Below are 15,584 nucleotides of genomic sequence, written 5' to 3'. Positions count from 1 at the left end.
CGCCAACGACCCACCACTCAAGGTCAGTCCGAACACACCGACGCGGGCCAGCGCCCGGCCATCAGTACGCCCAGCATCTTGCGCAGCACCCCGCGCTCGTCCTCCGAGAGCGCGCCGAAGAACGCCGACTCGACCTCCGTGGCCACCCGGTCCGCCGTCGCGAGCGCCTCGCGGCCGGAGTCGGTGAGGATCAGGTTGTAGCGGCGCCGGTCGGCGGGGTTGCGGCGGCGCTCCACATGTCCGTCGCGCTCCATCTCGTCGATCACCGTCACCACGGTGGTCGGGTCGAGGTTGAGCAGCCGGCTCAAGTCCTGCTGGGACAGCTCGGGTCCGCCGGCCAGCGCGGCCAGCACGAAGAAGTAGCGGATGCGCATGCCGACCGAGCCCAGCGCCTTCTCCACGTCCTCCACCAGCACCAGCCCCGCCTTGTGGAGCAGGTACCCGGGACGTTCGGCGATGAGGAAGTCCTCCCGGGGGGACATCCCGTTCTGCTCCGTGCCTGCGGTGCGCACCATGAGCCGACTCCTTCGATCGTTGCAATCTCCACCATCGAAGATACAACGTTCTTCCGCGAGGGCACCCCCCTCCGCCAGGGGAATCGGCCGGACCGCGGCCCGCCGGCGCGGAGCCCCGGTCGCCAGGCGGCGAACCCGGGGTCACATGGAATTCATCAGTCCGCCTCAGAAGGCAAGCCCTCGGATGGTTATCGCGATGCAAAATCGAGCGGAATCCGGCCATCCGCATAAGGGGAAATGGAACTGGTCGTTCTCCAGTGATCTTCGAGGTCAGCCACCAGGTGATCGATCACAGAATCGAACGTTCGGCAAGGGCTTCGGAAACGCCGCGTGACCTGAGTCACGTGGCACCAAGTAGCGCGCCTGCTACGCTCTCGAAGCGCCTGGCCAGAACATTGCAGTCTGCGACCGGGCCACACACGGGGAAGAAACCGCGCTTCGCGCAACGGGGGTTTCAACATGTTTATGCATTCGGCCGGCTGTTGTATCGGACAACGCTGACGACGAGGACAACGCGCCCATCGGCGCAGGTCAGACACTACTGAACTGACTCTTTCGCACAGTGCTGCGCTTTTTGCGTATCGCGCCGTGCGCTTCTTTCGCCTGCATTCTCCACTGCGACGTGTATTCGTTCGTCACTTCCGCACGTCCACTTTCAGGTCCGTTTATCGGGCAGGGCTGTATTCACACGCCACTGCCCTCTCCGGCATGGAATGGAAAGCTCATGGAAAGCTCAAGGAACCAGTCGAGCACTGCCCTCGCGGAGGCCTTGGAGGGCTGGCTCGGGGACCCCGAAGTGGAATCCAACGCCCTGTCCTTCGCCGGCGCACTCGCGCTCGACGAGCGGGACGAACTGCCCGCCGCCGGAATCGACCAGGTGCGCGCCTTCGGCTTCAACCGGTACTTCGTCCCGGAGTGGCTGGGCGGTGATCTGCGGGCCGCCGAGGACATCCTCATGCTGACCCGGGTGATCGCCCGCAGGGACATGAACGTCGCGGTGAGCGAGAGCACCCAGGTCTGGATGATGCTCGCGTGGATCGGCGGCGACGCCGAGCAGCAGGCGAAGTACGCGGCCACGGTGCTGCGCGGCGGGGTCGTCCCGTGTCTGGCCTACTCCGAGCCGGGGCACGGCGCCGACCTGGCCGCCAACCGGTTCACGGCCGCCCCGGACGGCGACCAGTACGTGCTGTCCGGCGAGAAGTGGCCCATCAACCGGGGCCGCACCTCCACCCACGTGGTCCTGCTCGGCACCACCGGCGACGAGCACACCCCGGCGAAGCGGCAGCAGTCCATGTTCCTGGTGGACCGCGAGCAGGTCATCTCCGGCGAGGTGAGAGGCGTCCCGCGCGTCCCGACCTACGGTCTGCGCGGCTGCGACATCAGCGGCGTGGCCTTCGACAACGCCCGCGTGGACGCCACGGCCCGGCTCGGCGCCGAGGGCGAGGGCCTCGAACTCGCCCTGCGCGGGCTGCTGATCACCCGCACCTTCTGCACCGGCCTGTCCCTGGGCACCGGCGACACGATGCTCCGCACCGTCGCCGGCTTCCTCTCCGACCGCATCCTCTACGACGGTCCCGCCAACGAGATCCCGTACGTCACCGAGTCCCTCGCCAACGCGTATCTGAGCCTGCTGGTCGCGGAGTGCGAGAGCCTGGTCGCGATGCGCGGACTGCACCTGTACACCGAGCAGTTCAGCATCTGGGGCAACCTCGCGAAGGTGCAGGTGGCCCGCCTGGTCGACACCAACAGCAAGGTGCTGGCGCGCACCCTGGGCGCCCGGTACTTCCTGCGCGCGGCCGAACACGTGGGCACGTTCCAGAAGATGCTCCGCGACGGCGCCGTCGTCTCGGTCTTCGACGGCAGCGAGCCGGTCTGCCTGGACTCGCTCGCGCTCCAACTGCCCGCGCTGGCCAAGGCACATGGGCACGACCGGGACGAGGACTGGCGTCCGCTGTACGACCTGCGGGCCGAGCTGCCCGCGTTCGAGCCGCACCGGGTGAGCGTCTTCGGGCGCGGCCGGGACGCCACCTTCGCCAGCCTGCCCGCGCTGATCGAGCGCCTCGCGGAACTGGAACCGTCCGACGGCCTCGACGAGGACCGGCTGACCGCACTGCGCGCCCAAGCGCAGGACCTGCGGCTGGAGTTGGACGAGCTGCTGGCCCGCGTGACCGAGATCCGCCGCTCGACGGCGGGCCGGCCCTCGCCGACGACGAAGACCAGCAAGTCCACCGCACCCCGCCTCATCCGGGTCGCGGAGGAACTCAGCTCCCTGCACGCCAAGGTCGCGGCCCTCGGTGTCTGGCTGTTCAACCGGGACCACCTCGACGCGTTCTTCGCGGACGGCGAGTGGCTGCACGCCGCGCTGGAGCGCCGCCAGGTCCACCAGTACGAGGTCGGCGACCTCGAACAGGACACCGCCCGGCGGCTGTTCACGCGGATGAACGCCCAGCGCGCCGACCACGAGTTCTTCTCCGTCCGCCCGGTCCGCATGGCCGCGCCCGGAGCCCGTGAGACCGGCCGCGACGACGCCGCGTCCACGACAGCCGCATGAACGACATCCCTGATCACCACCGCATACCGGCCGGAAGGTATCGACCTGCGATGAGTACGACCGACACGACCACCACCCCGGGCACGACCGACACGAAGGGCAGCACCCGTATGACTCTCGACGACGTGAAGCAGGTCCTGGTCCACGCGGTGGCCGCCGAAGCCGGCGTCGCCCCGGCCGAGTTGGCGACCGACCGGCCCTTCACCGACTACGGCCTCGACTCCATGGCCGCGCTCTCCGTGGGCATGGAGATCGAGGACGTCTGCGGTCTCGCCGACCCGCCGGTGGACCTCCTCTGGGACCACCCCACGGTCGACACCCTGGCCGAGGCGCTGTGGAAGCTGATGAACGCCGAGCCCGTCGCCGCCACCGCCGCAGCGGACGGTCTGCGATGACCACAGCGAACTCCGTCAACGCCCAGCAGACCGGCCTCTGGTTCATCCACGAGACCGATCCGGGGTGCTCCGCCTACCACATCGTGTTCGGCGCCGAGGTCACGGCCGATCCCCAACTCGGCCTCCAGGTACGGGAGATACTCGCCGACCTGAGCCGCGAGCACGACGCCCTGCGGATCGGCTTCCGCGCCGGTCCCGAGGGTCCCGAGCAGTTCGTGCGGGACGACGTACCCCTCGACATCCGCCACACCGACGCACGGGAGACGGCCCCCGAGGCACTGCGCGACCTGGTCCGCACGGACAGCCGCAGCCCCTTCGACCTCTCCCAACCCCCGTTGTGGCGCGTGCACTTGTACCGCACCGGTGAGCGCACCTGGGTGTTCACCGTCGTGATGCACCACATCGCGGCGGACTTCTGGTCGCTGGCCCTGCTGCTCTCCGAGGTGCGCAGCCGCCTGGAGGGCACACCGAACCGGTTCACGCTCGACGGCGGCGCCTTCGCCGCGTACGCCGAGCGCCAACAGGCCTTCCTGCGCGGCGAGAACGCGCGGGCACTGCTCGACAGCGAGGCCAAGCGGCTGGCGGACGTACCGCCCGCGCTCGACCTGTACGGCGACCGACCGCGCCCGCCCGTGCCGTCCTACGACGGCGGTTCGGCCCCGTTCGCGCTGTCCGTCACCGCGACCGAGGCGGTACGGCGGCTGGCGCGGGAGACCTCGTCGACGCCGTACTCGGTGCTGCTGTCCGCGTATTTCGTGCTGCTGAGCCGGTTGAGCGGCCAGCAGGAGATCCTGGTCGGCACCCCGACCTCGGGGCGGCTGCACCGCCAGTTCCGGGACGCGCTCGGCAACTTCGTGAACACCGTGGTGGTACGGGGCGAGGTGGACGAGGAGGTGACGTACCGTCAGCTGCTCGCGTCCTCGCGTGAGCGGGTGTCGGAGGCGATGCGGGCGCAGGAGCTGCCGTTCCCCTGGCTGGTACGGGAGTTGGCGCCGCCGCGCGACCCGAGCCGGACGCCGCTGTACCAGGCCGGTTTCGCCTGGGACCGGCTGCCGTTCCTGAACGACATGGACGCGTTCTTCCTCCTGGAGCCGGGCCCCGGAGCCGAGTTGGGCATCGCGGGCGCGACCCTGCGGCCGTATCCGCTGCCGCAGCAGGAGGGCCAGACCGATCTCTGGGTCGAGATGGGCGCGGAGCGCGACGGTGCCTTCGCTGGGGTGCTGCGCTACAACACCGACATCTTCGAGGCCGGTACGGCACGGGAGTTGGCGGCCACGTTCGTCACCACGGTGGAGACCCTGGTCGACCGCCCCGACGAGCCGCTGCACCAGCTGGCACGCGGCGACGAACGGCAGCGGACGCTGCTCGCCGAGTGGGGTGCGGGGCCCGAACGCGCCCTGCCCGCAGGCCAGTTGCCGCAGCTGTTCCGTGAGCGGGTGCGGAGCGCGCCGGACGCGGTCGCGCTGGTCGCGGACGGCGAGGAGTGGAGCTACGGCCGGCTGCTCACCGCCGTCGAGCGGACGGCGGCGGCGCTGCGGGCGGCCGGGATCGCCCCGGGTGACCGGGTCGCGGTGATGGTGGAGCGCGGCGCGCCGCTGCTGGCCGCGCTGCTGGGGGTGCTGGAGTCCGGGGCCGCGTATGTCCCGCTCGACCCCAAGTTGCCCGCGGAGCGGCTGAGTTACATGGCGGAGGACTCCCGGGCCCGGCTGCTGCTGAGCCAGGGCGGCCTGCGGGAGAGCTGGCTGCCGGGGCTTCCGGTACTGGACCTGGACGACCTCCCGGCCGATGCCCCGGCCGCGCCCGCCCCCGCCACCGGCCCCGCCGATCTCGCGTACATCCTCTACACCTCGGGGTCCACCGGGCGCCCCAAGGGCGTGGCGATCCCGCACAGCGCGCTGACGAATCTGCTGCTGTCGATACGGGAGACCACCGGGTTCGACGCGGCGGACAGTCTGCTCGCGGTCACCACGATCTCCTTCGACATCGCCGGACTCGAGCTGTATCTGCCCCTGGTGGCGGGCGGCCGGGTCATCGTGTGCGACAGCGGTACGGCCGCCGACGGTGCCGCGCTCGCGGTGCGCATCGAGGAGTCCGGTGCCACCTGGATGCAGGCGACGCCCACCTCGTGGCGCATGCTCCGCGACGCCGGCTGGACGGGCGCACCGCGGCTCAACGTGTTGTGCGGCGGCGAGGAACTCCCCCTGGATCTGGCCGAGTTCCTCTCCTCCCGGGTGGCGAGCCTGCGCAATGTGTACGGGCCGACCGAGACGACGATCTGGTCCACCGCCGGTCTGGTGGAACCCGCCTCGGGCATCGACATCGGTGTCCCCCTCGACAACACGCAGCTGTACGTCCTTGATCCGCAGGGCCGGAAAGTCGAGCCCAGCTTCCCGGGCGAGTTGTGGATCGGCGGCGAGGGTCTGGCCGTCGGGTACTGGGACCGGCCGGAGCTGACGGAGGAGCGGTTCGTGACCGGGCTGCCGGCCGCGCCGGAGCGACGGCTGTACCGCACCGGCGACCGGGCGCGCTGGACCAGCGAGGGGCGGCTGCTGCACCACGGGCGGCTGGACAACCAGGTCAAGCTGCGCGGCTACCGCATCGAACTCTCCGAGGTCGAGACGGTTCTCGAGGCGGTCGACGGCGTCTCCACGGCTGTCGTGGTGGTCCGTGACGACAGGCTCGTCGCCTATCTGCTCGCGGAGAACGGCGCCGAGTTGAAGCCGTCCGAGGTCCGGTCGGCGGCCGGGGTGTCCCTGCCGCCGTACATGGTGCCGGGCATCGTGATGGTGCTGGACGAGCTGCCGCTGACGGCGAACAAGAAGATCGACCGCAACCGGCTGCCGGAGCCGGTGGTCTCCTCGGACGCCGGGTTCGAGAAGCCGCGTGACGCCACCGAGATCACCCTCGCCCGGATGTGGACGGAGATCCTGGGCGTCTCCCAGGTCGGTGTCCACGACCACTTCTTCGACGTGGGCGGCCACTCGCTGCTCGCCGTCCGGCTCAGTTCGGCGATCAGCGCCGAGTGGGACGTGGAGATCCCGATCTCGGTCATGCTCGGTCGGCAGGGCACCGTCGCCGAACTCGCCGCGATCGTCCGGTCGGGCGGCCAGGAGACCGCGCGCGGCCCGCTCGTCACGCTGCGCGAGGGCGAGCCGGAGCAGCGCCCGGTGTTCCTCTTCCACCCCTTCGGCGGCACCGTCTTCTGCTACGTCGAGCTGACCCGCCATCTCCCGCCCGGCAGGCCGGTGCTGGCGATCGAGGCGCCCGGCATCCAGAACGAGGGCGAGGCCGAGATCAGCGTCGAGGCCATGGCCACCCGCTACATCGACCTCCTCAAGGAGGTGCAGCCCAACGGCCCGTACGCACTGGGCGGTTGGTGCTTCGGCGGAGTCATCGCCTACGAGGTGGCCGGTCAACTGCGCGCCGAGCGCGAGGAGATCGAGTTCATCATCGGCATCGACAGCCGGGCGCCGGTCGAGGAGAACATCCCGGAGTCCGCGGACGACTCGACGATCCTGTCCTGGTTCGCCCGCGACCTCGCCGTACCGGCCGGGAAGACCCTGGACATCCCGGCGGACGAGCTGCGGGCGCTCGGTGGTGACGCCGCGTTCGACCACATCCTCCAGGAGGCCGCGGCCATCGGGGTGCTGGCCGAGGACGCGGACCGCGCGCAGATCCTGCGCTACTTCGAGGCGTACCTCGCCAACGGCATCGCCCTCCAGACCTACCTCCCCGAGCCCGCCGAACTCGACCTGGTGCTGCTGCGCGCGGCCGACGAGGAGGCCGACTACGGGCCGAAGCTCGGCTGGGAGGCCCTGATCAAGGGCGAGTTGCAGGTCATCGACGTCTCCGGGGACCACAACTCGGTGATGTACCCGCCGCACGCGGAGCTGGCGGCCCGCGCGATCGCTCCCCACATGGAAGGACCCACCGACGATGACGAAAACTGAGCAGGTCACGGCCGAGTACGCGTTCCACCTCCCGGTGCCGCCCGACGAGGCGTTCGCCCTGATCTCCGACCCGGCCCAGGACCCGGTGTGGCAGGCGGCCTGCGTCGACGTGACGCTGCTGAACGGCGAGCCGCGCCCCGGCGGCCGGTACGAGATCACGTTCCAGCTGATCGGCAAGCGGATGCAGTTCACCGTGGAGATCAGCGAGTTCCAGCCCGGCCGGCGCTCGAAGTTCCACACCGTCGAGGGGCCGTTCGGCTACGTCGGCACCTACGAGTACGTGGAGCGCGAGGACGGCACCACCACCGTCCACTGGACGTTCGAGGTGGACCCCGGGGACTACTTCGGGATCATGCCGAAGTCCCTGCTGCGCAAGGTGCTCGTCAACTCGGTCAAGAAGGACTCCGGAAAGCTCGCGACACAGCTCGGACAGGGAGCGCGGAACCGATGAAGAACCGTCTGGAAGAGAACCACAAGGTCGTCGTCACCGGCCTCGGCGAGACCACCCCGCTGGGCGGGAACGTCGCCGACACCTGGGACGCGATGCTGCGCGGCGAGAGCGGACTCGGCCTGCTGGACGAGGAGTCCTGGGCCAAGGACCTGCCGCCGCTGCTCGGCGGGCGCGCACGGTCCGAGCCCGGTACGGGACTCGACCACCAGCAGCGCCGACGCCTGAGCCGCTCCGCGCAGTTCGCGGTCGTGGCGGCGGCGGAGGCGTGGGCGGACGCCGGTCTCGACGACGGTTCCGTCGCCCCGCGCCGGGTGGCCGTGGTCGTCTCGGCCGCCCTCGGCGACATGACCTCGATCATCGACGGCTGGGAGACCCTCAAGACCCGGGGCTGGCGGCGCGTGCCGCCCATGACCGTCCCGATGTCGATGGGCAACGGCTCGGCGGCGGCCGTGGCCCTGCTGGTGAACGCGCGCCTGGGCGTGCACGCCACCGTCAACGCCTGCTCCTCCGGGACCCAGGCCCTGGTCACGGCCGCCGAGTTGATCCGGCGCGGCGACGCGGACATCGCCGTGGCGGGCGGCGCGGAGGCGCCCCTGCACCCCATGGTGCTGTCGTCGTTCGCGGCCATGCGGGCGCTGTCGCAGCGCTTCGACGACCCCGCGTCCGCCTGCCGCCCCTACGACGCGGACCGCGACGGCATGGTCCTCGGCGAGGGCGCCGGCATCCTCGTACTCGAATCGGAGCGGCACGCACGCGAGCGCGGCGCCCGGATCTACGCCGAGCTGGCGGGGGTCGGGATCACCTCCGACGCGTACCACATGGTCCAGCCGGAGCCGAACGGCACCGGCACCGCGGCGGCCGTCCGTGCCTCGCTCGCCGACGCGGGTGTCACCCCCGCGGACGTCGCGCACTTCAACGCCAACGGCACCGCGACCGCCCCCGGCGACGCGGCCGAGGCGCGCGCGGTGATGTCGGTGTTCGGCGACGCGGAGGGCGACGCCACCCAGGGCCCGGCGCTCTCCGCGAACAAGTCGATGACCGGGCACAGCCTCGGCGCGGCGGGCGCGATCGAGTCGATCGCCACGATCCTCGCTCTCCACCACGGCCTGGTCCCGCCGACCCGGAACTTCACCCGCCTCGACGAGGGACTCTCCGTCGACGTGGTGCACGGCAGCCCGCTCAAGCTGGGCCCCGAGCAGATCGTCGCGGTCAAAAACTCGGCCGGCTTCGGCGGCCACAACGTGGCCCTGACCTTCCGCGCCGAGAAGGTGAAGTGACGTGTCGTCAACTCTGGTGGCTGACACGGCGGTTCGCTCTCAGCCCGGTCCCGTGCCGGCCGCGCGCGGCGGTCACCGGCACGCCTCGCTGACCGTCCGGGGCAAGGACCGGCCGGGGATCGTCGCGGCCGTCGGCGGGGTGCTCGGCGAGCACGGCGCGAACATCGTCTCCCTGGACCAGTACTCGGACAATCCGCAGGGCGGCGCGTTCTTCCAGCGGACCGTGTTCGGCCTGGACCACCTCGGGGCGGCGCTGCCCGCGATCGAGGACGGACTGCGCCAACGGCTGTCCGGGGACTTCGAGTTGGAGTTCACCCTGCGGGACCTGTCGGTGCCCAAGCGGGTGGCGGTCTTCGCGTCGAAGTCCGACCACTGTCTGCTGGACCTGTTGTGGCGGCACCGGCGCGGTCAACTCCCCGTCTCCGTCGCGATGGTGATCTCCAACCACCCCGACACGGCGGAGGAGGTCCGGTCGTTCGGCATCCCGTTCTTTCATGTGCCGTCCGAGGGGACGGACAAGTCGGCGGCCGAGGCTGCCCAGTTGCAGCTGCTGCGGGGCAACGTCGACTTCATCGTGCTCGCGCGCTACATGCAGATCCTGTCGGCGGACTTCATCGAGCGGGTGGGCGTGCCGATCATCAACATCCACCACTCGTTCCTGCCGGCCTTCATCGGCGCGGGTCCTTACGCCAAGGCGAAGGAACGCGGCGTGAAACTCGTCGGCGCCACCGCCCACTACGTCACCGAGAACCTCGACGAGGGCCCGATCATCGAGCAGGACGTGGTCCGGGTCAGCCACGCCGACACCGCCGCCGAACTGCAACGACGCGGTGCCGACGTCGAACGGGCCGTCCTCACCAGGGCAGTTCAGTGGCACGCCGAGGACCGTGTGATCCGGCATGGCAACCACACGATCGTCTTCGCGTGAACACCCCAAGGACAGCGCCAGGAACGGCGACAGGAACGGAAAGGAGGGCACGGCGATGACCCGACTCAGGGACGCGGACGTGCTCGTGACCGGGCTGGGCGCCATGACCCCGCTCGGCGGGACGGCACCGGAGTCATGGCAGGGGTTGCTCGACGGACGCTCCGGCGTGCGCACCCTGCATGACGAACAGGGCTCCTGGCCCGAGGAGTTACCGGTGAGCATCGCGGGCTCCGTGTCCGCCGACCCGGTCGAGATCCTCGGCCGGGTGCACGCCCGCAAACTGGACCGGGGTGAGCAACTCGCCGTGGCGGCGGCCCGGGAGGCCTTCCAGGACGCGGGCAGCCCCCCGGTCGAACCCGAGCGGCTGGCCGTGGTCGTCGGCACCGGCATCGGCGGCGTCCTGAGCACGCTCGGCCAGAACGAGGTCTACGAGCGGTCGGGCATGCGGAAGCTGTCCTCGTACGCCGTGCCGATGCTGATGCCGAACGGGCCCGCGGCCTGGGTCAGCATCGACCTCGGCGCCCGGGCGGGGGCCCGTTCCCCGGTCAGCGCGTGTGCCTCGGGCGCCGAGTCCATCGCCCTGGCCCTGGACCTGATCCGGCTCGGCCGCGCGGATGTCGTGGTGGCCGGGGGCACGGAGGCGAGTCTGCATCCGCTGATGGTCGCCGCGTTCGGGCAGATGAAGGCGCTGTCGCGGCAGGAGGGCGACCCGGCGGCGGTGTCCCGGCCCTTCGACGCGGATCGCTCCGGGTTCGTGATCGCCGAGGGCGCGGCCGTACTGGTCCTGGAGCGCGCCGAGTTCGCCCGCGCCCGGGGTGCCCGGGTCTACGGCGCGGTGGCCGGCGCGGCGGTCACCTCCAGTGCCCGGCACATCTCGGCGTCCGACACCGAGGGACAGGTCCTCGCGATCCAAGGGGCCCTGCGGGACGCGGAGTTGGGTCCTTCCGACATCGGCCATGTGCACGCCCACGCCACCTCGACACCGGGCGGCGACCTCGCGGAGGCCGACGCGGTGGCGAAGGCGCTGGGTGAGCATCCGGTGGTGACGGCGACCAAGTCGATGACGGGCCACATGCTGGGCGCGTCGGGCGCGTTCGGCGCGATGTCGGCCCTGCTCTCGCTCCGCCACGGCGTGGTCCCGGCCACCCGCAACCTCGACACCCTCGACCCGGGGATTCACCTCGACGTGGTCAACGGCTCGAACCGCGAGGGCAGTTGGGACGCGGCGCTCGCCAACTCCTTCGGCTTCGGCGGCCACAACGTCAGCCTGGTCCTGAAGCGGACGCCATGAGCGGGGAGGGGGAGCGGCCGACGATCGGCGTCCTGGGCACGGGCGGCATCGCCGTGGCACTCGCCACGATGTTCGCCCGCGCCGGGCACGAGGTACGCCTGGGCACACCGGCCACCGGCCGGACGGTCGCACCGCCGGGGGTGCTCACCGGCGGCTACGAGGAGGTCGTAGCGAAGTCGTCCGTCGTGATCCCCGCCGTCCTCGGCGTCCAGGGAGCGGTGCAGCAGCTCCGCCCCTGGCGCGCCGGGCTGCGCGGAAAGATCCTGGTGGACATCACCAACCCGTTCACCGGCGGCCACGTCGACTTCGTGGGTCCCTGGGCGACGGGCGGCAGCACGGACCTGGCCGCCGCGTTCCCCGGGGCCCTCCTGGTCGGCGCCTTCAAGAACGTCTGGTGGGAGACGTTCACCGGCACGCCCGACCCGTCCGTCCCCACGATCCACGTCGTCTCCGACGCCCCGGAGGCGAAGCGGGCCTTCCTGGCCCTGTGCGCGCCGACCCCCTACACCTACGCCGACACCGGCGGCCTGGACCAGGCCCGCCGGGTGGAACGGATGGCGCTGCGGGGGGTGGGCTCGGCGGGGGTGCTGGCGGCCTGACCGGTGGAGTCCGGCCCTTCGGGGACCGGAATGCCGCGGCCCTCGCCGAGCGCACCCCCGCGAACCCGATGGCCCCGGTCAGTCCCGGTTGATCCCGGTGGCCACCGCGTGGCCGATGAACAGATAGACGAGGGCGGGCAGGCCGTAGTTGACCACGGTGCGCCAGTCCGCCGAGTGGATGGTGAACAGGTTGTGCGACCAGCCGGAGAGCCAGTTGGCCGCGTGGTGGACCCAGTCGACCGAGTTGTTCGCGGTGTTGGCCTCGAACAAATAGAGAGCGATCCACAGGATCAGGATCAGTGCCGCGATATCCGCGATGACGGAGATGACCGTCCCCGCGGGGCTTCCGCCGTAGCGTCTGGACATGTTCATCGGATGGCCCCGAACGCCGATTCGAAACCTCCCGGCGTCCGGAACCGTCAGCGGCGGGCCAGCTGGCGTTCGCCGTTGGCACCCGGCCGGTAGGGCAGCCCGTAGTGCTTGAAGATCGCTTCCTCCTGCTCGGCGGGCAGCACGTCATCGGTGCCGATCGAGGGGGCTTCCTTCGCGAGCGTCTTGGCGTAGCCGACCTTCACGTAGTCCGGTCCCACGATCGCGTCGTCGAGCGGGACGAAGATCAACCGGTGCCGTGTGGGCAGCCCGACCCGCACGGTGGCCATGGCCGGCTCGTCGGTGGCGGTGTCCACATACACAGCCTCGAGCACACCGATCTTGTGCGAATCCGGGTCCACGACGTCGCGCTCACGCCACTCGCGGACATCGGCTGAGTGAATCATTGCCTTCTCCTTCCGGCGGCCGCCCACCGGTGGCGGGCCGCACCCGCCGCAACCGGTCGATCCCGCCGCACACCTGCACGAGTTCCCGCCCCGCCGGGTCCTACGCCACCGAGTGATCCCCCGCCCGGAAGATCGGAGAGCCGGAAAGAGGGAACGGACGGGGAAACAGGAAAGGGAGAGATGATCATCACCCCCGCACTCGTCCGCGACCTGCTCACCGCACAGTTCCCACAGTGGTCCGGGCTGCCCCTGACCCTCCTCGAACCGGCCGGTTCCGACCATGTGATCCACCGGCTCGGCGACACCATGACTGTACGGCTCCCCCGCAGCGAATGGGCGGACGGCGAGGCCGCCAAGGAACACATCTGGCTCCCTCTCCTGTCCCCGCACCTCCCCCTCACCGTCCCGGACCCGCTGGCCCTCGGCACACCGACCCCCGACTACCCATGGCACTGGTCCGTCACCCGCTGGCTGGACGGAACCCCGGCGACGACCGACGACCTCGACAGCACTCCTGACCTGATGGTTCGTCAACTTGCGGCTTTCCTGCGGTCGTTGTGGGCGATCCCCGCCGCCGACTCCCTACGCCCCGGTCCCCACCCCGAGCTGGTCCGCGCCCCGCTGGCCGCCCGCGACCGCGCGACCCGGGCGGCGATCAAGGCGGTGGACGGGGTGTTCGACACCGCGGCCCTGACGGAGATCTGGGAGAAGGCGCTCGCGGCCCCGGCCTGGGACCGCCCACCGGTGTGGTGCCACGGGGACTTCCACGCCGGGAACCTGCTCACCGCCGGCGGCCGGATCTCCGCCGTCATCGACTTCGGCGGCCTGGGCATGGGCGACCCCGCGTGCGACCTGGTCATCGCCTACACCCTGCTGTCGGCCACGACCCGCTCGCTCTTCCGCGCCTCCCTCGGCGTGGACGAGGCGACCTGGACGCGTGGCACGGGCTGGGCGCTGGCCGCCGGTGTCGCCGCCTACGCGCGGGTCGCGGCCACGGAGCCCCGAGTCGCCCGCCAGAGCGCCCGGCAACTCAGCGAGGTCATCGCCGAGCACACCGGGGCGAGTGCGGTCACGGTCCCGTGCCCGGGGACAACCTTTACCCGATCGGCGGAAGCTGTTGTTCCCCCGGCCTCTACCGAGCAGTAACCCCTTCGCCCTACGCTGCTGCCGCCAACACAGCGCCAACCAGGCCACGGCGAAGGGGACTTGACACCCATGAAGGCGATAAGACGGCTGGCGGCGCTGCTCGGCGCCACGGCCCTGCTGGTGACGGGGGCCGCGGGGAACGCCCATGCGGCGGCGCCGAAGTTCTCCGGGACGACGACGATCGGGACGCACAACGCGTACGAGAAGGACAAGTACACGTACTGGGCGCAGGCGTTGGACTCGGGGGCCTCGCTGCTCGAACTGGACGTCTACGTCGACAGTCTGAGCAAGCGGTGGCGGGTCAGCCACAGCGACCTGTTCGCCAACGACAACAACTGCGAGAAAGCGAGCACCCCGGCCGACCTGTACAGCAAGGACCGCAACCAGGACCTCGGCAGCTGCCTGGACAACATGGCCGCCTGGAACACCCTGCACCCGGACCACGCACCCGTCATCATCAAGGTGGAGATGAAGGTCGGCTTCAACCAGACCATCGGCCTCGGCCCGACCGCCTTCGACACCCTCGTCTCGCAGAAGCTCGGCAGCAGCGTCTACAAGCCGTCCGACCTGCTGGGGTCCTCGTACTCCACGCTCGACGCGGCGGCCCAGGCCAACGCCTGGCCCTCGCGTGACGCCCTCAAGGGCAAGTTCATCTTCGAACTGATCCCCGGCACGGTCGAGCAGTCCAACCCCTTCGACCACTACTGGACCGACCAGGAGTACGGCGACCATCTGCGGGACCTGTACGCGGCCGGCACGATCTCCCAGGCCCAGGCCTTCCCGGCGGTGCTCGGCGCGGCCAACGGCGATCCCAGGGCGACCCGTTGGACCTCGGACACCTCGATCCGGCCATGGTTCGTGTTCTTCGACGGCGACGCCGCGACGTACGTCAACAACAGCTACGACACGTCGTTCTACTCCACGAACCACTACATCCTGATCATGACGGACGCGTACGCGGTGGCCCCGGCGATCTCTTCAACTGCCCCGACGGACGCCGAAGTCGCCGCCAGACTGGCCCTCCTCGCGGCGGACCACGCGAGCGTGATCACCTCGGACTGGTCGGCGAAATCGGCGTCGGTGCTGTCGTCGGTGGCCACCAGAAGCTGAGGTTCCGGATGCCGGGGACGGGGCACAAGTCCCCCATGTTGCATGGCATCGACGTAAGCGCGTTCCAGTCAACGTCGTACGACACAAGCGGCTCCTCCTTCGTCTTCATCAAGGCGACGGAGGGGCACACGTACGTCAACCCCAGACTCACCGCCCAGACGAAGAGGGGCCGTGACGCGGGACTGGTCGTCGGCTTCTACCACTTCCTGTGGCCCGGCAACATCACGGCCCAGGCGGAGTACTTCGTCAGCAAGTCCCCTGAGAAAGCAGGGGACTTGCTGGCCGTCGACTGGGAGACCACGGGCGACGGCACCCACGCCACGAACGCGGAGAAGGACAGCTTCATCCGCAAGGTGAAGTCCCTGCGCCCGAACAACCGGGTCGTCCTGTACACCAACCGCGACTTCTGGCTGAACATCGACACGACGTCCTACGCGGGCGACGGTCTCTGGATCGCCGACTACGTCACGGCGGGCAAGCCCCGGGTCAAGGCCGCCTGGAAGTTCCACCAGTACACCTCGGAACCGCACGACAAGGACGTCGCCGACTTCGCGACCAAGGCGGCCCTTCAGAAGTGGGCCAAGGACGCCTGACG

At 70.3% G+C, this 15,584-nt stretch carries 14 protein-coding genes; 11 read left to right on the top strand and 3 right to left on the bottom strand.

Going from position 1 to position 15,584, the window contains the following annotated elements:
• Positions 1–23: 23 nt before the first annotated feature.
• A complete protein-coding gene (locus ACIRB1_RS38425; protein ID WP_403468794.1) occupies positions 24–515 on the bottom strand; it encodes a MarR family winged helix-turn-helix transcriptional regulator in 492 nt (163 codons plus the stop codon).
• 724 nt (positions 516–1,239) lie between these two features.
• On the opposite strand from ACIRB1_RS38425, the gene ACIRB1_RS38420 reads away from it, so the two are divergent.
• The 8 genes from ACIRB1_RS38420 to ACIRB1_RS38385 are packed head-to-tail and all read left to right on the top strand — an operon-like array spanning position 1,240 to position 11,957.
• The gene (locus tag ACIRB1_RS38420; protein ID WP_403468793.1) at positions 1,240–3,066 is read left to right on the top strand and encodes an acyl-CoA dehydrogenase family protein; all 1,827 of its coding nucleotides are present in this window, start codon (positions 1,240–1,242) and stop codon (positions 3,064–3,066) included.
• Between the two features lie 50 nt (positions 3,067–3,116).
• Entirely contained in the window at positions 3,117–3,461 is a 345-nt protein-coding gene (locus tag ACIRB1_RS38415) for an acyl carrier protein (protein ID WP_352182391.1), read from the top strand.
• On the top strand, positions 3,458–7,411 hold the full coding sequence (locus ACIRB1_RS38410; RefSeq protein WP_403468792.1) for an amino acid adenylation domain-containing protein: 3,954 nt from the start codon (positions 3,458–3,460) through the stop codon (positions 7,409–7,411). The genes ACIRB1_RS38415 and ACIRB1_RS38410 overlap by 4 nt, the downstream gene beginning before the upstream one ends.
• Positions 7,398–7,862 (top strand): SRPBCC family protein, encoded by a 465-nt coding sequence (locus ACIRB1_RS38405; RefSeq protein ID WP_403468791.1) that lies wholly within the window; start codon positions 7,398–7,400, stop codon positions 7,860–7,862. Before ACIRB1_RS38410 ends, ACIRB1_RS38405 begins: the two co-directional genes overlap by 14 nt.
• On the top strand, positions 7,859–9,139 hold the full coding sequence (locus ACIRB1_RS38400; protein WP_403468790.1) for a beta-ketoacyl-[acyl-carrier-protein] synthase family protein: 1,281 nt from the start codon (positions 7,859–7,861) through the stop codon (positions 9,137–9,139). Before ACIRB1_RS38405 ends, ACIRB1_RS38400 begins: the two co-directional genes overlap by 4 nt.
• 52 nt (positions 9,140–9,191) lie before the next feature.
• Complete coding sequence (gene purU, locus ACIRB1_RS38395; RefSeq protein WP_403468789.1) at positions 9,192–10,067, top strand: formyltetrahydrofolate deformylase; 876 nt, start codon at positions 9,192–9,194, stop codon at positions 10,065–10,067.
• A gap of 55 nt (positions 10,068–10,122) precedes the next feature.
• Complete coding sequence (locus ACIRB1_RS38390) at positions 10,123–11,358, top strand: beta-ketoacyl-[acyl-carrier-protein] synthase family protein (RefSeq protein WP_403468788.1); 1,236 nt, start codon at positions 10,123–10,125, stop codon at positions 11,356–11,358.
• Entirely contained in the window at positions 11,355–11,957 is a 603-nt protein-coding gene (locus ACIRB1_RS38385; RefSeq protein ID WP_403468787.1) for an NADPH-dependent F420 reductase, read from the top strand. The genes ACIRB1_RS38390 and ACIRB1_RS38385 overlap by 4 nt, the downstream gene beginning before the upstream one ends.
• Before the next feature lie 78 nt (positions 11,958–12,035).
• On the opposite strand, the gene ACIRB1_RS38380 is transcribed toward ACIRB1_RS38385, so the two are convergent.
• Together ACIRB1_RS38380 and ACIRB1_RS38375 are read right to left on the bottom strand one after the other, a co-directional pair.
• Positions 12,036–12,323: a hypothetical protein gene (locus tag ACIRB1_RS38380; protein WP_403468786.1), complete on the bottom strand. Its 288-nt coding sequence runs from the start codon at positions 12,321–12,323 to the stop codon at positions 12,036–12,038.
• Positions 12,324–12,376: 53 nt separating this feature from the next.
• A complete protein-coding gene (locus ACIRB1_RS38375; protein ID WP_403468785.1) occupies positions 12,377–12,733 on the bottom strand; it encodes a PRC-barrel domain-containing protein in 357 nt (118 codons plus the stop codon).
• A 180-nt stretch (positions 12,734–12,913) separates the two neighbouring features.
• Between ACIRB1_RS38375 and ACIRB1_RS38370 the strand changes: the two genes are divergently transcribed.
• From ACIRB1_RS38370 to ACIRB1_RS38360, 3 genes are all read left to right on the top strand, one after another.
• A complete protein-coding gene (locus ACIRB1_RS38370) occupies positions 12,914–13,879 on the top strand; it encodes an aminoglycoside phosphotransferase family protein (RefSeq protein ID WP_403468784.1) in 966 nt (321 codons plus the stop codon).
• 69 nt (positions 13,880–13,948) lie between these two features.
• Positions 13,949–14,989 (top strand): phosphatidylinositol-specific phospholipase C domain-containing protein, encoded by a 1,041-nt coding sequence (locus ACIRB1_RS38365; protein WP_403468783.1) that lies wholly within the window; start codon positions 13,949–13,951, stop codon positions 14,987–14,989.
• Positions 14,990–15,024: 35 nt separating this feature from the next.
• A complete protein-coding gene (locus ACIRB1_RS38360; RefSeq protein ID WP_403468782.1) occupies positions 15,025–15,582 on the top strand; it encodes a glycoside hydrolase family 25 protein in 558 nt (185 codons plus the stop codon).
• The last annotated feature ends 2 nt before the right edge of the window (positions 15,583–15,584 follow it).

This window comes from Streptomyces sp. NPDC096013 (assembly GCF_044763565.1).
Taxonomy (GTDB): domain Bacteria; phylum Actinomycetota; class Actinomycetes; order Streptomycetales; family Streptomycetaceae; genus Streptomyces.
This window is presented reverse-complemented; position numbering and strand designations above follow the sequence as displayed.

What these genes read in the sequence shown, in the direction of transcription:
- ACIRB1_RS38410 (WP_403468792.1), top strand. Translation starts at nt 3,458, where the DNA reads ATGACCACAGCGAACTCCGTCAACGCCCAGCAGACCGGCCTCTGGTTC.
- ACIRB1_RS38385 (WP_403468787.1), top strand. Translation starts at nt 11,355, where the DNA reads ATGAGCGGGGAGGGGGAGCGGCCGACGATCGGCGTCCTGGGCACGGGC.
- ACIRB1_RS38365 (WP_403468783.1), top strand. Translation starts at nt 13,949, where the DNA reads ATGAAGGCGATAAGACGGCTGGCGGCGCTGCTCGGCGCCACGGCCCTG.
- ACIRB1_RS38380 (WP_403468786.1), bottom strand. Translation starts at nt 12,323, where the DNA reads ATGTCCAGACGCTACGGCGGAAGCCCCGCGGGGACGGTCATCTCCGTC.
- ACIRB1_RS38420 (WP_403468793.1), top strand. Translation starts at nt 1,240, where the DNA reads ATGGAAAGCTCAAGGAACCAGTCGAGCACTGCCCTCGCGGAGGCCTTG.
- ACIRB1_RS38375 (WP_403468785.1), bottom strand. Translation starts at nt 12,733, where the DNA reads ATGATTCACTCAGCCGATGTCCGCGAGTGGCGTGAGCGCGACGTCGTG.
- ACIRB1_RS38400 (WP_403468790.1), top strand. Translation starts at nt 7,859, where the DNA reads ATGAAGAACCGTCTGGAAGAGAACCACAAGGTCGTCGTCACCGGCCTC.
- ACIRB1_RS38415 (WP_352182391.1), top strand. Translation starts at nt 3,117, where the DNA reads ATGAGTACGACCGACACGACCACCACCCCGGGCACGACCGACACGAAG.
- ACIRB1_RS38360 (WP_403468782.1), top strand. Translation starts at nt 15,025, where the DNA reads ATGTTGCATGGCATCGACGTAAGCGCGTTCCAGTCAACGTCGTACGAC.
- ACIRB1_RS38405 (WP_403468791.1), top strand. Translation starts at nt 7,398, where the DNA reads ATGACGAAAACTGAGCAGGTCACGGCCGAGTACGCGTTCCACCTCCCG.
- ACIRB1_RS38425 (WP_403468794.1), bottom strand. Translation starts at nt 515, where the DNA reads ATGGTGCGCACCGCAGGCACGGAGCAGAACGGGATGTCCCCCCGGGAG.
- ACIRB1_RS38370 (WP_403468784.1), top strand. Translation starts at nt 12,914, where the DNA reads ATGATCATCACCCCCGCACTCGTCCGCGACCTGCTCACCGCACAGTTC.
- ACIRB1_RS38390 (WP_403468788.1), top strand. Translation starts at nt 10,123, where the DNA reads ATGACCCGACTCAGGGACGCGGACGTGCTCGTGACCGGGCTGGGCGCC.